13 protein-coding genes and 2 pseudogenes are annotated in these 18,601 nt (G+C 39.7%); 9 read left to right on the top strand and 6 right to left on the bottom strand.

Annotation, left to right across the window (positions count from 1 at the left end):
* Positions 1-1,142 (bottom strand): annotated as a pseudogene (gene tnpC / locus GWK51_RS16145) (IS66 family transposase); the annotation flags it as partial.
* 64 nt (positions 1,143-1,206) lie between these two features.
* Between tnpC and GWK51_RS16140 the strand changes: the two are divergent.
* Positions 1,207-1,911 carry an IS6 family transposase gene (locus tag GWK51_RS16140; RefSeq protein WP_161934474.1) on the top strand — a complete coding sequence of 235 codons (705 nt, stop codon included), beginning with the start codon at positions 1,207-1,209 and terminating at the stop codon, positions 1,909-1,911.
* 53 nt (positions 1,912-1,964) lie between these two features.
* Here GWK51_RS16140 and GWK51_RS16135 read toward each other — a convergent pair.
* The 3 genes and pseudogenes from GWK51_RS16135 to GWK51_RS16125 form a co-directional block, all read right to left on the bottom strand.
* Positions 1,965-2,267, bottom strand: a pseudogene (locus GWK51_RS16135) (recombinase family protein); the annotation flags it as partial.
* A gap of 268 nt (positions 2,268-2,535) precedes the next feature.
* Positions 2,536-3,003, bottom strand: coding sequence for a hypothetical protein (locus GWK51_RS16130; RefSeq protein ID WP_161934473.1), 468 nt, complete (start codon positions 3,001-3,003; stop codon positions 2,536-2,538).
* 124 nt (positions 3,004-3,127) lie between these two features.
* Positions 3,128-4,300 carry a replication initiation protein gene (locus GWK51_RS16125; protein WP_161934472.1) on the bottom strand — a complete coding sequence of 391 codons (1,173 nt, stop codon included), beginning with the start codon at positions 4,298-4,300 and terminating at the stop codon, positions 3,128-3,130.
* A gap of 913 nt (positions 4,301-5,213) precedes the next feature.
* Here GWK51_RS16125 and GWK51_RS16120 point away from each other — a divergent pair.
* The 5 genes from GWK51_RS16120 to GWK51_RS16100 all read left to right on the top strand — a co-directional run bounded on the left by GWK51_RS16120 (position 5,214) and on the right by GWK51_RS16100 (position 10,878).
* Positions 5,214-5,990 (top strand): ParA family protein, encoded by a 777-nt coding sequence (locus tag GWK51_RS16120; protein ID WP_000104830.1) that lies wholly within the window; start codon positions 5,214-5,216, stop codon positions 5,988-5,990.
* 18 nt (positions 5,991-6,008) lie between these two features.
* Positions 6,009-6,908: a ParB/RepB/Spo0J family partition protein gene (locus tag GWK51_RS16115; protein WP_161934471.1), complete on the top strand. Its 900-nt coding sequence runs from the start codon at positions 6,009-6,011 to the stop codon at positions 6,906-6,908.
* Between the two features lie 148 nt (positions 6,909-7,056).
* The gene (locus GWK51_RS16110; RefSeq protein ID WP_161934470.1) at positions 7,057-8,655 is read left to right on the top strand and encodes an alkaline phosphatase; all 1,599 of its coding nucleotides are present in this window, start codon (positions 7,057-7,059) and stop codon (positions 8,653-8,655) included.
* A gap of 15 nt (positions 8,656-8,670) precedes the next feature.
* Entirely contained in the window at positions 8,671-10,185 is a 1,515-nt protein-coding gene (locus GWK51_RS16105) for an alkaline phosphatase (protein ID WP_161934469.1), read from the top strand.
* Complete coding sequence (locus GWK51_RS16100) at positions 10,186-10,878, top strand: hypothetical protein (RefSeq protein ID WP_161934468.1); 693 nt, start codon at positions 10,186-10,188, stop codon at positions 10,876-10,878.
* Between the two features lie 124 nt (positions 10,879-11,002).
* Here GWK51_RS16100 and GWK51_RS16095 read toward each other — a convergent pair whose 3' ends face one another.
* The gene (locus tag GWK51_RS16095; protein ID WP_100243238.1) at positions 11,003-12,004 is read right to left on the bottom strand and encodes an AraC family transcriptional regulator; all 1,002 of its coding nucleotides are present in this window, start codon (positions 12,002-12,004) and stop codon (positions 11,003-11,005) included.
* A complete protein-coding gene (locus tag GWK51_RS16090; RefSeq protein WP_161934467.1) occupies positions 12,001-12,927 on the bottom strand; it encodes a GGDEF domain-containing protein in 927 nt (308 codons plus the stop codon). The genes GWK51_RS16095 and GWK51_RS16090 overlap by 4 nt, the downstream gene beginning before the upstream one ends.
* A gap of 323 nt (positions 12,928-13,250) precedes the next feature.
* Here GWK51_RS16090 and GWK51_RS16085 point away from each other — a divergent pair, with 323 nt between their 5' ends.
* From GWK51_RS16085 to tolQ, 3 genes are all read left to right on the top strand, one after another.
* Positions 13,251-15,740 (top strand): TonB-dependent receptor, encoded by a 2,490-nt coding sequence (locus GWK51_RS16085; protein ID WP_161934466.1) that lies wholly within the window; start codon positions 13,251-13,253, stop codon positions 15,738-15,740.
* 78 nt (positions 15,741-15,818) lie between these two features.
* Entirely contained in the window at positions 15,819-17,798 is a 1,980-nt protein-coding gene (locus tag GWK51_RS16080; protein ID WP_161934465.1) for a phytase, read from the top strand.
* Positions 17,799-17,895: 97 nt separating this feature from the next.
* A complete protein-coding gene (gene tolQ, locus GWK51_RS16075) occupies positions 17,896-18,594 on the top strand; it encodes a protein TolQ (protein ID WP_161934464.1) in 699 nt (232 codons plus the stop codon).
* Positions 18,595-18,601 lie beyond the last annotated feature (7 nt).

Raw genomic sequence — 18,601 nt, 5'->3', positions numbered from 1 at the left:
TTAAGGCAGACCAGCGTTTTAGACTGTAATTGATGGCTTTTGCTGTAGGTGAACTCTTTGGTACTTTATCCTGATTTGCTTTCAACCAGTCATACAGTTGTCGCATGATCGGTTGACTGTGCTGTTGCCTTCGCTGGTGGCGTTGTTCGGCACTACAGTCTGGTAGCTCTCTTAATTCTGCTTCGATTTGGTAAAGCTGTTGAATCAACTGCAGAGCTTGTTCGGCAATGAGACTTTTACCCGTCACATGCAGCTCATGGAATTTACGACGGGCATGGGCCATACAACCCACTTCAATCATCTGACCTGAGGCAAAACGTGCCTTATAACCACTATAATCATCACAGATCAGTTGACCTTGCCAGCCTTTTAGGAAATCTTCGGCATGTTGACCTGATCGACTCGGTTGAAAGTCATAGATCACCGCCTGAATCGAGTTGTACTGTGTGGTGGCATAAGCCCAGACATAACCTTTCTTGGGTTTCTTCTCGGCAATCTGCATCACGGTCACTGGTGTTTCATCTGCATGAATCACATGTTGTTGTAATATGATCTGTTTTAAGGCTTCTGCTAGTGGTTCTAACTGTACACCACATTGACCAACCCATTCCGATAAGGTTGAGCGAGCAAGATCAACCCCGACACGCTGATAGATCAGACGTTGACGATATAAAGGTAAATGATCCGCATATTTTGAAACCAGCACATGGCTGAGCAATTCAGGTGTTGCAATGCCTTTATCAATCACATAAGCAGGCATCGGTTCTTGAATCAAGGTATCACACTGATCACAGACCCATTTGCCACGGATATGCTGTTCTTTGTAGAACTGNTGCTGGTCTGAAATAGAGTTTCTCGCTCAGGTCTTCACCAATACGACGAAGCGTGCAGCCACAACTGCATTGTGTCGATGAAGGATCATGCTCTATACGAATGATGGTTAGATGATCTGGCAGCGGTCGGCGTTTCGGTTTTATTGCTTTGGCTTCAGCCGATTTGGGTTGATCCGCATTCAGTCGTTCCAATTCTAAATCAACGGCTGCGATATCTTCTTCAACTGCTTCATCTAACAAGCTGATTTGTTTGGCAGTGAGGTGTTCATTCTTCTGAGCGAATTTATGCCGTTTAAACAGCGCAAGTTCAGGCACTGTTGCAAATAGGCTGACGTGATAAGCTAAATATCTTATTTATTTCGAGATACAGCAGATGAAACCCTTCCACGGTCGGCACTTTCAAGGTGAAATCATTCTTTGGGCTGTTCGTTGGTATTGTAAATATGGCATCAGCTATCGTGAACTTCAAGAAATGCTCGCTGAACGAGGCATAAATGTGGATCACAGTACAATTTATCGTTGGGTTCAGCGTTATGCTCCAGAAATGGAAAAACGCTTACGCTGGTATTGGCGTAATCCTACAGATTTACATTCATGGCATATGGATGAGACTTATATCAAAGTGAAGGGGCGATGGACTTACCTGTATCGTGCAGTTGATCAACGTGGTCATACGATTGACTTTTACCTTTCCGCTAGGCGGAACAGTAAATCAGCCTATAGTTTTCTAGGAAAGATATTCAATACGGTGAAAAAATGGCAAATTCCACGGGTCATCAATACAGATAAAGCAGCGACCTATGGCCATGCTTTATCACGATTAAAGCGAGAAGGAAAATGTCCACCAGACCTTGAACACAGGCAGATTAAGTATAAAAATAATGTCATTGAATGTGATCATGGTAAGTTAAAGCGGATCATCAGGGCCACACTAGGATTCAAATCTATGAAGACGGCTTATGCCACAATTAAAGGTATTGAAGTCATGCGTGCACTACGTAAAGGACAAGCATCGTCATTTTATTATGGTCAGCCTCAGGGTGAAGTGTGTCTAATCAACAGGGTTTTCGGTCTCTAAGCACTTTTTAAAGGGAACTTCATCGACTCAAATCTCTATTTGCAACAGTGCCGCGTGGATTGAGCCGTGAATGTAATATTTTCTTTGACAAACTGAATAGCAATTCCCCTTTTGACAAGTTGATCTACTTCAGTAACCAAATCTTTCAAACTTCGCGCAAAGCGATCCATGGAATGTACAACAACCCTGTCCCCTTCCCGAACATAGTTCAACATTTCTTGGAATTTCGGTCGATCTGTATTTTTTCCTGAAGCACGGTCAATAAATATTCTGTCAAGTTCAATGCCCTCGAGTTGACGACCTGTGTTTTGCTCGACTGAACTGACTCGGACATAGCCTATTTTGTGACCTTTCACTTTTTCAAATCCAATTTGAAGAAAAAAGAACAATATCGTAATAAATAAATTAATAATTTAAAAGCAACATGTAACTTATGATCAAAAATCATTTAAATAGTACATAAATTCATGAACTTTTATAGTGTAACTTTAGGGTATGCTTATACGTTCGATTCACAGAGATCTATTTAAGCTAGCGATCTTTAATTTCATCTACGGTTATTATTTGAAAATCATAATGGGATAGGCGTGTATTAAACTCCTACCCTATAATGTTATATTCTGCTCATTGATTTTCTTCTAGTATTTTTAAATGCTCTAGAGAAGACTGCTTCAATTCCATTATTTCTTTTAAATTTTGCGTATACATCTTAGCCGCTTCTTCAAATAGCTCATTCATTTCAGGCGCAGAGTATTGGTTATCAACATTCTTAGCAAAAAGTAAAATACTTGAAAGAGAGAGATAACCTTTTATATAGACCTGGATCATTGTATTAAAGGCAATCAGAGCATCATCAAAGGATTTATATAACATGGTTTCTTGTTGATCATCTGCCTTATAAACAATAAGATGCTCATCATCTGTAGGTTGTAATAAGATCTGTTCCTGTATAAGCATTGCCTGGCATGCCTGTTCAAGTGACATATTCTCAAATACAGGTATCGGTTTATTTTGTTCAACGATAAAATTAACAACATAACCTTGATCTGTCTTCGTAAGTGTGTGGTTAGGAATGTAATGATTAGTTTTCATGTTCTACCTTAATGGATGAATAATTAGTTCATAGGTCTATTAATTAGCTATCAAAATATGACGTAAACTGATATCAAGCTTATTTTACACCTTATAGTGAAAAGTGTAGCAAGTTGCTACACAGTCATATAACGTCTTTTCCAAATATTTCATTCAATCGTTTTCTATTTTCTTTTACAAAATTTGGATTATTTTTTAATTTATATTTCATTTCTTTCTTAAATTCACTCATTGAACTGCCAGCTACAGCAAAATCCATTTGGAACATAATATCATTCACTATCACATTTGCTTGAGATTCAGTTAAGCACCCTTCTGTCTTAAACCACTTACTAAACTGTTTATAATTTGGGTCGTTTGCATAGATGTACCAAGACCTTACAGTCATATCGAACTTCGCACCTAATTCTTTAACAAGCGCATTATCATCAAAATTGACATCTAAATAGATTTGAGTCTTATCATTAGTATTAGATACAATAACTTCAGTGGCATGCCTATTAAGAATTTTAAATCGAACTCCGACAATAGGTCGACCTTTCTTGATGGTATCGTATTCTAATTGAAGACTAGTCCTTTCATTAATTTCTTCAATAATTTTGTCTAAAACGTATCGTCTAAAATCAACCCAACGATCGTATTTTTTCTCCCCAATATCAATTAATGCTTTGATATTCTCAAGTGAAAGTTCAACCTCATAAGAATCTTGATTAGCATACTTAAATTCATTTTTGATAAAGTATGAATACAAACTCATACTAGTTACAGAGTCCAAAGCAAATAAATCTTTTAATTGATAGGTAGTAAAATTTCCATTTGCTAATCGAGTAAAATATGGAAGTACTTCACTGGTGAAACGTATCTGCAAAGCATTTTTAGCATCATCTTCCCAACGGAGTTCACGAATAATTGGTACTACTGAGTGTACTTTTTTAACTTTACGCTTATTATCATCCACGGGCTCTTCAATTACAAAATGAGCTACTCGTGATGATAATTCTTTATAAATACGATCAATAGCAACATTAATGGAATTCTTTTTATCTAATCCTAATAGTTCGCCTAAATCATCTTTATGCAAATAAATATAAGTTTGCTCTGTAATTTCACGATCTTGATTATTCTTCTCACCATAATTCGCAACAGCCATTGCATAAAGTAGAGCTTTATACTCATTAGATGATAATTCAATTGGTCTAATCAGACGGTTACTAGTGCTGACTACTCCATTATGTCGAATATTACCAATACAATAAGGTAGATGTTCTAATTCTTCTGGTTCGTTGTGATTGCTCATAAGTGGAAAGATTAAAATATTTTCTACATGTTATACACAAAAGTGGAAGAAGATGCAAACTGCTCACTATTTTCTCTTGCTTACATTAAATTAACTCAGTTTATGCCCATCAAACACCTTAAGAGTGGAAGAAGTGTCACTCTTAAAGTGCAATTTTGATACTATTCAGCCTTATGGTGGAATAAATATAAAATTAAACACTTTTAAGTGACAATTCTTCCACCTTTGATTATTCATCCGTGTCGCTAAAGCAATCAATTTGAAAGTAGAAATAGCCTACAACACCACTAAAGTGGAATTACTAAACACATATTCCACTATTAAAGTGACAAACCTTCCACCATTCCGGTATTCTTGACTATCAAACATCATGTTATCAATTAAATTTTATACAAATAGTTTATCCACAGAATAAAAAACATCTAATGACAAGTCTTCCACCTTTATTTTAAGAAAAACAAACTTATCAACATTATAAGTAATTGAATTATATTATTTTAAACTAAAAAATCCACGTTAAAATAAATAACAATGACAAGTCTTCCACCATAGTGACAAACCTTCCACTTATCGGTGACAGACCTTCCACTTATTAGTGACAAACCTTCCACTTATCAGTGACAGGCCTTCCACTTATCAATGACAGGCTTTCCACTTATTAGTGACACGCCTTCCACTTTAAAAACTCTATATATTTGTTTTTAAACAAATAAAATCTGTCTAATTATAATTAACTAATTAATATTAATTAATACTAATTAAAATTAGCTAGCTATATTTTTAAAAAAAGTTAAGAAATGTTTTTCCCACATCTTTTGAATTCAAAAGATAAAAATATGACAAAGGAACTGTAGCAACTTGCTACAAATATCTTTATATTAAATGAAATCAAAGTAAATTCCTTAAGACAAATATGTCAACTAAAATCATTGCTGTAGCTAATCATAAAGGTGGTTGCGGGAAAACAACTACTGTAGTACATCTTGCTTCAGAACTTGCTGAATTAGGAAATAAGGTCTTAGTAATTGATCTGGATCCACAAGCAAATGCAAGTTTACATATAGGATTAAGACACCCTAGCGAAGTTGAAACTACATCAGCTGAATTACTTATTGGTGATATAAGTCTATTATCGGAAGCATTAGAAGAAGAAACAAAATTTAAAAATGTTTCCTTAATATATGGCTCATTAACTCTTGGTAAAACTGAAGATCAATTGAAAGATGATGCACCAAGACCATCCGAGGAACTTTCAAATAAATTGGAAATTCTAGAAGGATTATATGACTACATTCTTATTGATTGCCCTCCAAGCTTAAAATTACTAACCAGCAATGCTTTAGCCGCTTCGACACATGTTATTGTTCCAATTGAATCTGGTTCACAATACGGTCTCTATGGTGTTACTGATTTAATTAATCATTTAAGTAAAATTAGAAGAGTTAACCCTGAATTAGAACTCTTAGGTGCTTTATTAATTAAACATGATGAGCGTCAGAATGTATGTAAATTAATAAAAGATGAAGCATTTAATCAAGTTGGAGAATTATTGCATACCACAATTCCAATGAGCACTAAGGTTAATCAAGCTGCAATTTTGCAACAACCTTTATTATCTGTTGATAAAAACTCAAAAGTTCGAAAAGCTTTTGAAACTTTAGCACAAGAAATTGTTCAGCGTGTCGGATAATATAATTCTGGAAATACTATGGTAAGTAATAAAGAGCTATTGGCTAAACGTCTTCAGCAAAATACTCAAAAGCATCAACATGCCCAAAAGGAGCATATTAACGATGTCAAAGAGCTAAGACGTAATGTACAAATTACAGATATTCAGGCTAGCCCTAACCAGCCTCGAAAACTCTTTAATCAACAAGATATTAAAGATTTAGCAGCATCAATTGAGGAAATTGGGCTATTACAACCAATTGCAGTTCGTAGAATAAATGATAAATATGAGTTGATTGCTGGTGAAAGACGATTGAAAGCCCACCAATTTCTCAATAAGAACACCATTGAAGTAATCATTATTGATGCATCGGATGAAGAAGTTGCTTTATTAACATTAGCTGAAAATTTAAAGCGAGAAGATCTGACAGATTATGAAATATATGTTGGATTAACTTCTTTGGATGAAAAATTAAAAAAAAATAAGCAGAAGTTAGCAAAGTCATTAGGTATGAATCGTGAAGATATGTATAAATATTTATCTTTTGAAAAATTACCTGGAGAGTTGATTGAAGATTTAGAAAAACAGCCGTCATTATTAGCACGGACCGCTGCTACAGCAGTGAAAAAGTTTCTATCAGATCATGAAGAAAACCATGAAAATGCTAAAGAAGCATTATTCGAAGCATGGTCAAAATTGCTTAAAAAAGAAGTTGAACAGACAAAACTGGCATCACTAGCTGAAAAAATCTTTAAGTCAAGAGAAACGAAAGAAGTAATTCAAACTTCAATTGTACATAAAATTGAATATGATGGGAAAGTTGCTGGTAATATCAAATTTGACCATAATACATTAAAGGTATCTTTAAAAATCGGACAATTTGATGATCAAAATTTACAAGAATTAGAAGCTTTCCTAAAACGAATGTTAGAAAAATAATGTAAAAAAATAGTGTAGCAACTTGCTACACTATTTTTTGCAATTAGGAAAATTTATATAAGTAGTCATAATAATATTTTCATAAATTTGTCATGTAAATTGAATATTTAAAGCGTATTTTTCGACCATCCTAAGATGAGTCGATGCAATGCTTTGGCATAAGAAAAAATTTAATAAAAAATTAATAAGTTTGGCATGCTGTAGTTTAGGTGCAGTTATTTTAACGGGTTGCCAAAGTCTTGCTTTAATTCAATCAACTTCTGCTGCAGTACAACCACTAAAACAGCCTCAACGTGTGGTTTTTTTCTTGGGAGATGGAATGGGTATCACGACACTGACAGCTGCACGAATTTATGCTGTTGGTGAAGATGGCCAACTGCCGATAGATCAATTGCCAGAGTCAGCATTTGTTCGTACTTTCTCAGAAGATGCACAGGTTACAGATAGCGCACCATCGATGGGTGCCTATATGACAGGTGTAAAAATGAAAAATGAAGTGATATCCATGCAGACTGGAACAATTGCAGTAGAACCAAATCAGGCCGGAAATCATCAATGTGGAACCAATCCTCAGAACCAGAATAAACAAGACACCCAAACTTTACTCGAATTGGCCAAAGCACGAGGTTGGGGTACAGGGGTAGTCACAACAACTCGCATTACGCATGCTACACCAGCATCAACCTATGCTCATATTTGTCATCGTGATGCTGAGAATGACATAGCATCCCAATTAGTACCAAGTTCGCAAGGTGATACCTATCAGCGTTATAACGTTAAATTAAAAGATGGGGTTGATGTGATTCTAGGCGGGGGTAAGCGTCAATTTCTGCCGAAAGATCAAGGGGGAGAGCGGATAGACCAACGGAATTTGATCGCAGAAATGCAACAAGTAGGCTATCGAGTGGTCTATGATCAAACTCAACTCTCCCAGATGAAGTTAGGAAAGAACGAAAAATTATTGGGATTGTTTAATAGTAGCCATTTAAATTATGACTTAGATCGAACCAAAAAAAACTTGCCTGAACCTAGCTTAAAGCAAATGACGTTGGCCGCTTTGGACATTCTAACCCAAAATGAAAATGGTTTTTTCCTGATGGTTGAAGGGGGACGTATAGACCATGCTTTACATGACACCAATGCTAAGCGTGCATTACAGGATACAATTGCCCTAAACGAGGCTTTGGATGCAACCATTAAAAAACTTCGACAAAGTGACCCTGAATTAAAAAATACCTTGATTGTGATAACTGCAGATCATGATCACACTCTAATTTTAAATGGCTATGCCAGGCGTACTGGAAAATATGTACAAGGTCAGGAAACCAGTGTACTAGGTTTGGTTAAAAACTATGATCGTGCGGGTTTTGCCAAAGATATTCATGGACAACCTTATCCGATTATTGGTTTTGGTACGGGCAAAAAGCGTCCGACTCAAAATCGGATGGATGACCTAGTAATCAATTTGAAAGACAGTGATATCTGTCATCCAGTACAGGGTCCACAACCTAAACAAGGTGAGAAATATAGTTTTACTTATACTTTGAGTGAAACTGGCTGGTGTACGGGTGCTGCTGCAGATGACTTTCAGCAAGAAGCCGTGATTCAGACAGGTTTTAAAGATAAAGAAACACATGGCGGGGCTGATGTTTTCTTGGGAGCCATAGGGCAGGGAGCAGAGCAATTCTCGGGTAGCTTAGAGAATGTTGAAGTGAACCATCTGATTCGCAAGATCACAGGCTTATAAGTAGAGGGATATCCAATGAATAGTACATTAAAAACTTTCCCTTACCTGTTGACGCTTTTAACTTCTGCAATCACCTCATGCGGTGTATATGCTGAAAATCATTCAGATTTTAGTCCGACAAAAAATATCATTTTCTTTCTAGGTGATGGTATGGGGCCAACTACGGTAACAGCCAGTCGGATTTATGCTGTAGGGGAAAATGGTAAACTGGCGATGGACACCATGAAACATGCGGCCCGAATCAAGACCTATTCTGAGGATGGTCAAACCACGGACAGCGCACCTTCTATGGGCGCTTATATGACAGGGCAAAAGAATAAAAATGAAGTGATTTCCATGTCGACGGGTACGGTAGCCGTTGAGCCTGATGATGGAACATTGCCAAATGGAAAAAGCCTTGCCAAAGCTGTAAACCGCTGTCCTGAGCAAGGGAGTAGTGTGGCAGCTGGAATCCCCGCTTTATCTATCTTAGAGCTGGCTAAGAGCAAAGGGAAAGCTGTAGGGGTGGTGACGACGACAGAATTGACTCATGCGACCCCTGCTGCAACCTATGCGCATATCTGCCATCGTGATGCGCAGTATGATATTGCCTTACAAGCTGTTCCCAAAGGCAAGGGCTATAACCCAAAGTTGTTAGATGGGATTAATGTGCTGATGGGGGGCGGCTTGAATCATTGGACAGCGTTTGACGCTGTATCTAATCCCAAAGGTCGTTTGGACGGTCGGGATTTACGAGCAGAGTTAAAACAACAGGGCTATCAAACAGCATTAACCCAGAATGAACTTGCTCAGACAGTCAATCATCAGAAAATTTTTGCGGTGTTCTCTGCTCAGTCGCATTTAAATTATGACCTAGATCGCTTAAAGAAACAGATCGATACTGAGCCCAGTTTGGCGATAATGACCAGTAAGGCAATTGATGCCCTAGAAGCGCAAAACCAAGGGCAAGGCTATTTCTTAATGGTTGAGGGCGGACGTATTGATCATGCCTTACATGGCAATAATGCCAAACGTGCCTTACAAGAAGCCAAGGCATTTAATGACGCTATCCAGACAGCTCTGCATCAGGTGGATATCAGCAATACTTTAATTGTAGTGACCGCAGACCATGATCATGTCATGACCTTCAATGGTTATGCTGCACGTACAGGGCGCAGTACAGCAGACAATCCTGGGATTTTAGGTCTCAGCTATGATTACAACGTCGCAAAAGAGCAAAATGCCTACAGCAAAGTGTTGGCTGATGGTCAGATGCATAATCCTTATCGTGATGTGAATGGTGCTACAGGGACCACATTGGTGTTTGGCAATGGCACAGGACCACGTTTAGATATTCGTGAAAGCATCAGTAATGAGCAAGCTTTTGCGGATGACTATAAGCAAGAAGTGGGTGTGCAGCTTGAGAAAAGCGAAACGCATGGGGGCGGTGATGTGATGCTTTTTGCAGAAGGCCAAAACTCGAATCTATTCAAAGGGACACATGAAAATACCTGGGTCTTCGAACAGTTAAAAAAAGCGTTTGGATTTTAAATGAAGACAATGCTACAACAGTTGTTTAAGCCGCAAAGTTCACTCATTGCATTCTCTTTGTATGCCCTGAGTTCATTGGCGTGGTCAGCAGATGAATATCGCATTAATTACCGCATTGAGCGGCTTGATAGCAATGGTGTAACCACGATTCAACAATATAGCGATAAGATGATTCGCGACGAACATAATGTTTGGATTGAGCGTTTAAATACTCAAGAACATGCACATACTGAAGCAGGAGAGCATGAGCATCAAAGCTTTGATCATGCGATTCAATGGCTACAAAAAGATAAGCTAAGTGAAATGAAAACCAAAGATGAGGCTTTTCAACGTTTCTATATCTTGCCAGATGAAAAAATGCGAGTGCGTTTGAAGGATGTAGAGCAAGAAATGCTGGGCTTGCGAAGTTGCTGGCGTTGCGAATATAGCTTAATTCAGCCTGACTTATTAAAGCACATTCCAGCTATTCAAAGTCATGCTGGAGTTCAGCATTATCAAATGCATCAAGCAGGTCAAACCTTGAATATCGTATGGAATGAAAAAGATCAGATTGTAGAACGCTATGAGTTACGACGTCCTGCGCAAGGTTATTCAAAGGTATTTTCAGTACATAAAATGAAATCACCAATTTCAACACCGTGGATACAGACTGAAAAATATAGTGACCGAGATTATTCCGATTTTAGTGATTAAAGCGGATCGGTCATTCTTCATTTTGATGTGTTTTAGAGATGATCCTGTTGAATCATCGATAAAGAGGATGCATTTTTGACTATTTTACGAAGTAAAGAAGAGATGTTCAGTTAAAGCTAAAGGACTAAGATTGCGCTGCTTGTACCGTTAAGCCACTCCAACGTTTAAAGGCCCGACGAAAATTAGTAGTGTCATTAATCTGCAAGTATTGAGAAATCTGTTCTGTTTTAAAGCCGTGTACACGATATAAGTGTATGGCTGTGTGTAACCGGCTTTGATCCAGTTGTGCTTGGAAATGGGTTTGGTGTTTCTTTAATTTACGTTTCAATGTCGCAGAACTCATTTGAAAATGTTCTGCCGTGTGTTCAAGTTGGATATTATTTTGAATATTCTGCATCAAATACTGATGCACACTCAGTAAAAAGCTCTGTTGGAGATGCTGGGCACTCATGTATTGCAAAGCCTGCTGATGACTGATGGTCGCAAGTGTTGCTGAGGCACCAGGCAATGGTTCATGAATAAAATGGCTGGGTAAGCTCATCATATTTATTGGACGGTTAAAGGTCAGGTCTCCGCCAAGGTGCGTCCAATATTGCTCAATATAATCTGGCTCATTAAAGTTAAACTCAAAGGTCCAAGGTAACTTGCTTTGATACAACTGTCTGCTTAAGGCCTGTATTGCACTCATTGCACTTTCAATAAAAAATCGATTTTCAATTTTGTTTTCGTCTAGCCAATAGAGATGGATCTGGTCTGAGCTATACATGATACGAGGACAGAGCCAGGGCGAAACTGAAGCAAAAAAAGTTAAATATCGATTTAATGCATCATCTAAACTGGATGAATAAAGCATGGCTTTAATTGCATCATTGAATGGAGTGGTTAAACTGCGCTGACCAAATAAGAAGCTGATATCCTGATTACGAAAGTATTGTTCAGCATTTTTGAGGATGTGCTGGAATTGTTGCTGATTTATCAGCTTATGACCAGAAAAAATATCTTCAATAAAAAGCCCACTACCGCGAAGTAACACATGATGGTCAACTTCATGACTAGCCGCCAAATCAATCAATATTGATAGCTGATGATGGGCAGGAATAAAACAGTAGTCGCATTCAAAACTCATACGCTTACCCGTTGTACTGCATAATGCTTTTTCAACTGCATGAGTTGTTGATTCAAGGTATTCAGTAACTGTTGTGGTTGATCATAGTGTTGAATTGAACAGGAGGTGGTTAATGCTTTTAGGGGAATATGGACAGACAAATCGCGATGATAATAGGCACTGGTCATGATCATGCGTTCCAATTGATGGGCAATTTTTTCCGCTTGCTGTGCTGAGGTATTGGGAAATAACACGATAAAGCGATCCCCAGCAAAGCGGCAAAGTAAATCATGTGGACGCAAATTCAGGCTCAATAATTGAGAAATATACTGTAGGACAGAAGTACCCTCATCAAAGCCGTATAGTTGGTTAATTTGGTTGAAATTCTGCATATCGATCAAGAGCACGGCTACATCACTTTTAACGATGTCATCTTGTTCCATGATTGATTTAAGCTGAGACTTAAAATAGTTGGCATCAGCTAAGGGAGTAAGCGCATCGAATAAACGATGGTCCCTATAGACACGTTCACGCTTTTGCATCTGTTTGGAGATGGCAAGCTCTTCTTGATGCCAGAAATAGATCCCTGTGGTCAGTAAACATAGACCAATCGGAAAGGGGATGGATTCTAGCCAAGCATCCCAAATGATTTCTTTGGGTAAGCGGATAAACTCATCCAAAGTATCCATCCACATATGGAAGAAAATAAAGCACAGTCCATAAAACATATAATGGGTGACTCGACCCAAAGGACGGCTTTTGACAATAAAAAAGATCCAGATTCCGATAAAAACAGTCGCGCCACCTTCGCCTAAAATATCAACCCAATTCCATTCATGAAGTGATTTGATCTGCCCTAAGCGAATAAATAGCCATAATGAGAGCGCACAGAAAGTTGCTAACAATAAGAAAGGCTTGCGGTAATAAGCAAAATATTTCGGCATAACGAGTAGAGAAGGTCTATTTGGGCACAAGCTAAACAGGTTTAGATGACAGTTTAATGGCAAGTGTTAGAGTCAAAACAGATCAGGCTATTTTGAGCTTTTAATTCTGAAAGTAAGGGAAAACCCTGTATTTACAGTAAATATGTACCTTTTAATTCGTCAAAGAATAGATTTAGACAGATCAAATCAGCTCATTTTGTGGCAAAAAATCCAGAAAAAGGTCCAAATGGAGAGGGAGGGAATCTTGGTTGTCACATCCTGTTCATATTCACTTTTTATTGTGCGCTCAAACCATGCCACTTTGGCTTGAGGGGAAGAATACAATGAGCAATCTGAATAGCCGTTTAATGAGAAATAAACGTGCGGGCTTTCAGCTCAGCACACTGGTCTTGTCAATGTTAAGCCTGACACATGTTCATGCTCAGGAAGAAAATAATGTGGAATACGTGCAGGTCATTGGACAAGCAGCAAGTATGGATAAAGCACTAAAAGAACAAAAACGTGCGGACCAGATCAGCAGTGTGGTACATGCTGATGGAATTGGACAATTACCCGATGATAATGCAGCAGAAGCTTTACAACGTATTCCAGGGGTGTCTACCGAACGTGATCAAGGCGAGGGACGTTTTGTTTCAGTGCGGGGCTTGGGGGCGGATCTCAATTCAGTCACCATTAATGGAACCCTCGTGCCTGCACCTGAAAGTGACCGTCGTGGTGTAGCACTGGATGTATTGCCATCGGAGTTGGTGCAATCGTTGGCTGTGGTCAAAACCCTGACTCCAGATATGGATGCTAATTCTTTAGGTGGGACCGTTCAGGTCGAAAGTTTATCGGCTTTTGATCATGATGGCTTGTTTTATACCGGTACAATTGAAGGCAGTTATGATGACAAACGGGAAAAATATAGCCCTAAAGCATCAGGTGCGATCAGTAACCGTTTTAGTGTAGGTGAAGGTCAGGATAACCTCGGGGTGGCATTGGCCCTGAGTTATCAAAATCGAAAGTTTGGTTCTGATAACGTTGAAACTGGTGGCGCATGGGATGGTCATGCGCTCGAAGAAACGGCAATGCGTCAATATGATATCGAGCGAGAGCGCATCGGTGCAGGGCTAAATTTTGATTACCGTCCTAACGATACGGGGGAATATTATTTAAGAACCCTATACAGTCGTTTTAAAGATACCGAATCGCGTCAGGAAGTCGCAGCTGAGTTTTCTGATCCACTGCTGGCTGGACAAAGAGGTGATGCAGAAGTGACTCGTTCATTGAAAAGCAGAGAGGAGACTCAAGAAATTCAGTCTTTTGTTTTAGGCGGTAAACAAGGGTTCGGTACCTGGACCGTTGAAGGACAGTTGGGCTATAGCGAAGCATCAGAGGAAAATCCAGGCGGAATTTCTGGGGCAAAATACAAGGCAGAATTAAGTAATGTTGGTTTTAGCAGTACACAAAAACCAGTGATTACGGCAGATCAGGACTTTTACGATGCTGCGAACTATGAGTTGGATTCGATTTCTTGGGAACAATCCAAAACCACGGATAAAGAGTACAACGCAAAGCTAGATTTTCTCAAAGACTATATGTTAGGTAATTATGCCGCATCGTTTAAGTTTGGCGGCAAGATTAGTCAACGGGAAAAGACCAACAATACCGATGAGTGGGAGTACGAAGACTTGAGTACCTCAAGTTCGGACTTTAACTCCAATAGTGACTATGAACTCGGCCAGTTTGGTCCCAGCCTAAATGTAGATGCGATCAAAGCCAAAATTAGCGGTCTCAACGCCAATGACTATGTCGTGGCAGATGGTTCAATCATTAACGATTTTAAGTCGAATGAAGACATTCAAGCCGCCTATTTGATGAATACGGTCGATTTCGACCAACTTCGCGTGATTGCCGGATTACGTTATGAGAACACCCAATTTAAAGCGCGTGGTTTTGAGTTTAATGATGATGTGATCACATCCACCCAATATGAAAATGACTATGATCATTGGTTGCCGAGTTTACATTTCCGTTATCAACTCGCAGACAATGCCTATCTTCGTGCTGCATGGACCAATAGTGTAGTACGACCGAACTTTGCACAAAGTGCACCAGGTGTATATATCGATGGTGATGAGGCTGAGTTTGGTAATCCAATGTTGAAGCCATTGGAGTCTTCGAACTTCGATTTAGGGGTAGAAAAGTATTTGGGGCAAGCCAGCATGGTCGGCTTCTATGCATTCTATAAAGATATCGATAACTTCATTTACAACACCAATATTGCTGGGACAGGGCAATGGGCTGACTTTGATGAAGCAATTACTTATAAAAATGGTAATCAGGCCAAACTGTATGGGATGGAATTTGCTTATTCACAGAAGTTTGACCACTTAGCAGCGCCATGGAATGGGATGTTACTGGGCTTTAATACGACTTTCAGTAAGTCTGAGGCTGATATCGATTCGATGAAAGATGGCGAGCTGCTAAGTCGTCGTATTCATCTGCCGAACCAGTCCGATGTAGTGGGTAATCTCATGCTGGGCTGGGAAAATGAACGCTTTGGCGTACGTCTTTCTGTAAACTATAAATCGAGCTATTTGTATGAATTGGGTGACATCGATGCGCCTGAAAAAGACATTTATACCGATGACCAAGTCTTTCTCGATTTCAGTAGTCACCTGAATTTATCAAAAAACCTGCAGTTGAAGTTTGATGTGCAGAATATAACCGATGAAGTCTATTACAACTATTCTGGTTCTAAAGCCTATAACGCGCAATACGAAGAATATGGTCCAGCTTACAAGCTTGCACTGACCTATACCCATTTCTAAGCCGAATTAAATATTAGTCCTGAGGTTTTCTCTACATGAGAAGACCTGAGGCGGTTTAACCCAATTTTGAGTATTTCTATGAATGTTTCATGTTTTAAGTTGTCGGTTTTAACCAGCTGCTTATGCTTGCTGACGGCATGTAGTCAACACGGTATTTTAGCATCGGCTCCGAGTAGCACAGCGCTTCAATCCTCAACATCTCAGCTAGATCAACCGCAAGCAGCAAAGCTACAGTTACGTGAAGTCGACATCAATGATGCTAAAGCTGAAGATATGCAATGGTTAAGTTTGAGTACCTGGCCTGAAGTTGCTGGAGTGTTAACGAGTAAAAATAAAGGGTTGCAGATTTTAGACGATGAACAAAATGTCTTGCATCAAATTCAGGGTCAGTTTGGACGTTTTGATTATCGCATTGGTGCAGAGCGTTTATTGATTGCTACCTTGAATTTGCAACAACAGCAAATTCAGCTCTTGAGTATGAACTTGCAGAACAAAAGCTGGGATAAATCGGTTTTTATTCCAAAACGTACCTTTAAGTCCGAGGATATCTGCTTATACACCGACCCACAAGGTTTAAGTTTTGCATTCTTGGTGGGCGAAGAGGGGATTGGTGAGCAATGGTTGGTTGCCAATCATGAAAAAGCACTTGAGCAACCCAAACTGGTCCGACGTTTAAGTTTTCCGCCCGCGAGTAGTGTCTGTAAAGTGAATGATGCTACGGCTGAATTATTCATTAACGAAGCGAATGTGGGGGTTTGGGCATATCCTGCGCATTCTGAAGCGGACATGGTACGCCAAGCTGTTGACCTCGTAGAACCTTTTGGTTCGATTCAAGGTACACCTTCTGCCATTGCGATTGTGGATGATCAGGTAGCGGTATTAGATGAGGAAAAACCATTACTTTATCGTTATCAAAAGCAGGATAAGCACTGGAACGGATTAGCCCCCTTAGTGCTGGATATAGTAAAAGAAGCCGAGAGTCTAAGTATTCGTGGCAATGCTAGCGATAAAGCTTTGTTGATTTTAGATGATAAAACTGCCAAGACCACAGAGCTTGAATGGCCAACGCAGGCAACCCAGCGCACAGCAAATATTGTCACGATCCCTGCAGAAGTCCAAACTGAGGGTGTCCCAAGCACAGGGGATGCTGCTGATGATCCTGCCATTTGGCATAACGCAGCACAGCCGAGCCAGTCCCGCATTTTAGCTACAGACAAACAAGGGGGCTTGCAGGTGAATGACTTACAGGGGAAAACGGTGCAGTACCTGCCTGTAGGCCGGTTGAACAATGTCGATGTCCGTCATGGTTTTAAGTGGGGTAATCAGACTGTTGATCTGGCGGTGGCATCGAACCGAGACCATAACAGTCTGCATGTCTTTGCGATCCAACCTAACACAGGCAAGGTTTCAGTACTTGGCGAGCTTCCAACAACGCTAGATGACATCTATGGCATCTGTATGTACCGCGATGCTCAAGGTGAAATCTATGCCATTCCGAACGATAAAAATGGCACGTTTATTCAGTATCACATTACCGCAACACAGCAGAAATTGCAGGCTCAAGAAGTCCAACGTTTTTCCGTGAAAACGCAACCTGAAGGTTGTGTAGTCGACGATGCCACTGGACGCATTTTCTTAGGTGAAGAAGATGTTGCAGTATGGGTTAAAGATCTTAATCCAAAGGCTCAGCTACCGATGCAGCAAGTACTTGCTGTGGGAGATGTCTTATATGACGACATTGAAGGCATGGGACTTTATCACGCAAAAGACAAAAGTTACCTAGTGGTATCTAGTCAAGGCAATGACAGTTTTGTGGTTGTGGATAGCAAAGCACCGTATACAGTTCGGGGCGCATTCCGAGTAGGGATTAACACTGAAAAAGGGATTGATGCCGTTTCAGAAACCGACGGTTTGGATGTGAGTTCTCAAGATTTTGGCGGTAAGTGGAAACAAGGCATGCTGGTGGTACAAGACGGACGCAAACGTATGCCAGAAAGCAACCAGAACTTTAAGTACGTTCCTTGGGAAAAAATAGCACAAGCCCTGCACTTGGACTAAATGCTAATTCAGTATATGGGCTGGTGTAGCAAAGCACAGCCCACTTTTATAAATACCTACGCTGCAGCAAGCAGCAATTAAAAAATTGGGGAGCGTTATGCAAGCAACAATGGATCAAATGTCAGTGTGGATGCTGATTAGTCATGCCAGTGTATTAGTCAAAATCGTGATGATGATTCTAGTCTTAGCTTCCATGGTGAGCTGGTATCTCATTGTACGCCACGGCATGTTACTGCGTGGACAAGAACAACTTTGGCACCGTTTTTTAAAGAACTTTAGACAGCAAAAAGATTTAAACCTATTACAGCAGGAATACCAACAGTCCGAACAGCACAAAGGGGTGGTCAGTATCTTTCAACATGGGGTAGATGAATATCATCAACTGATAAAAGATGAACAGCTTACTACGGCTGATGTAATCGATGGTGTAGAACGTCGGTTACTCAGTAGCATCAGTGAAGAAGAAGAAAAGCTCCAACAAAATCTTACTTTCCTTGCAACAGTAGGCTCTGTTAGTCCTTACATCGGCTTGTTTGGAACGGTTTGGGGCATTATGAATGCTTTTATTGGACTATCTGGCGTTGAGCAGGCGACTTTAAATACCGTTGCACCAGGCATTGCAGAAGCTTTGATTGCGACCGCAATAGGCCTATTTGCAGCCATTCCGGCTGTAGTGGCTTACAACCGGTTTTCGGCACGAGCTGACAAGTTATCTAGTCGCTATTACGGCTTTGCCAATGAGTTACAAACCAGAATTTACCGTTTGCTTGGACATACTGAGCGCAGTTCGCGTTAAGGAGTAT

Origin of the sequence: Acinetobacter kanungonis, from assembly GCF_009939195.1 — a bacterium.
Taxonomy (GTDB): domain Bacteria; phylum Pseudomonadota; class Gammaproteobacteria; order Pseudomonadales; family Moraxellaceae; genus Acinetobacter; species Acinetobacter kanungonis.
Note: the sequence above shows the minus strand (reverse complement) of the source record. Positions and strands in the feature narration are given on the sequence as shown.

Excerpts from the sequence above, each read along its gene's own strand:
- GWK51_RS16105 (WP_161934469.1), top strand. The coding sequence starts at position 8,671 with ATGAATAGTACATTAAAAACTTTCCCTTACCTGTTGACGCTTTTAACT.
- tolQ (WP_161934464.1), top strand. The coding sequence starts at position 17,896 with ATGCAAGCAACAATGGATCAAATGTCAGTGTGGATGCTGATTAGTCAT.
- GWK51_RS16115 (WP_161934471.1), top strand. The coding sequence starts at position 6,009 with ATGGTAAGTAATAAAGAGCTATTGGCTAAACGTCTTCAGCAAAATACT.
- GWK51_RS16080 (WP_161934465.1), top strand. The coding sequence starts at position 15,819 with ATGAATGTTTCATGTTTTAAGTTGTCGGTTTTAACCAGCTGCTTATGC.
- GWK51_RS16110 (WP_161934470.1), top strand. The coding sequence starts at position 7,057 with ATGCTTTGGCATAAGAAAAAATTTAATAAAAAATTAATAAGTTTGGCA.
- GWK51_RS16125 (WP_161934472.1), bottom strand. The coding sequence starts at position 4,300 with ATGAGCAATCACAACGAACCAGAAGAATTAGAACATCTACCTTATTGT.
- GWK51_RS16130 (WP_161934473.1), bottom strand. The coding sequence starts at position 3,003 with ATGAAAACTAATCATTACATTCCTAACCACACACTTACGAAGACAGAT.
- GWK51_RS16120 (WP_000104830.1), top strand. The coding sequence starts at position 5,214 with ATGTCAACTAAAATCATTGCTGTAGCTAATCATAAAGGTGGTTGCGGG.
- GWK51_RS16100 (WP_161934468.1), top strand. The coding sequence starts at position 10,186 with ATGAAGACAATGCTACAACAGTTGTTTAAGCCGCAAAGTTCACTCATT.
- GWK51_RS16090 (WP_161934467.1), bottom strand. The coding sequence starts at position 12,927 with ATGCCGAAATATTTTGCTTATTACCGCAAGCCTTTCTTATTGTTAGCA.
- GWK51_RS16140 (WP_161934474.1), top strand. The coding sequence starts at position 1,207 with ATGAAACCCTTCCACGGTCGGCACTTTCAAGGTGAAATCATTCTTTGG.
- GWK51_RS16095 (WP_100243238.1), bottom strand. The coding sequence starts at position 12,004 with ATGAGTTTTGAATGCGACTACTGTTTTATTCCTGCCCATCATCAGCTA.
- GWK51_RS16085 (WP_161934466.1), top strand. The coding sequence starts at position 13,251 with ATGAGCAATCTGAATAGCCGTTTAATGAGAAATAAACGTGCGGGCTTT.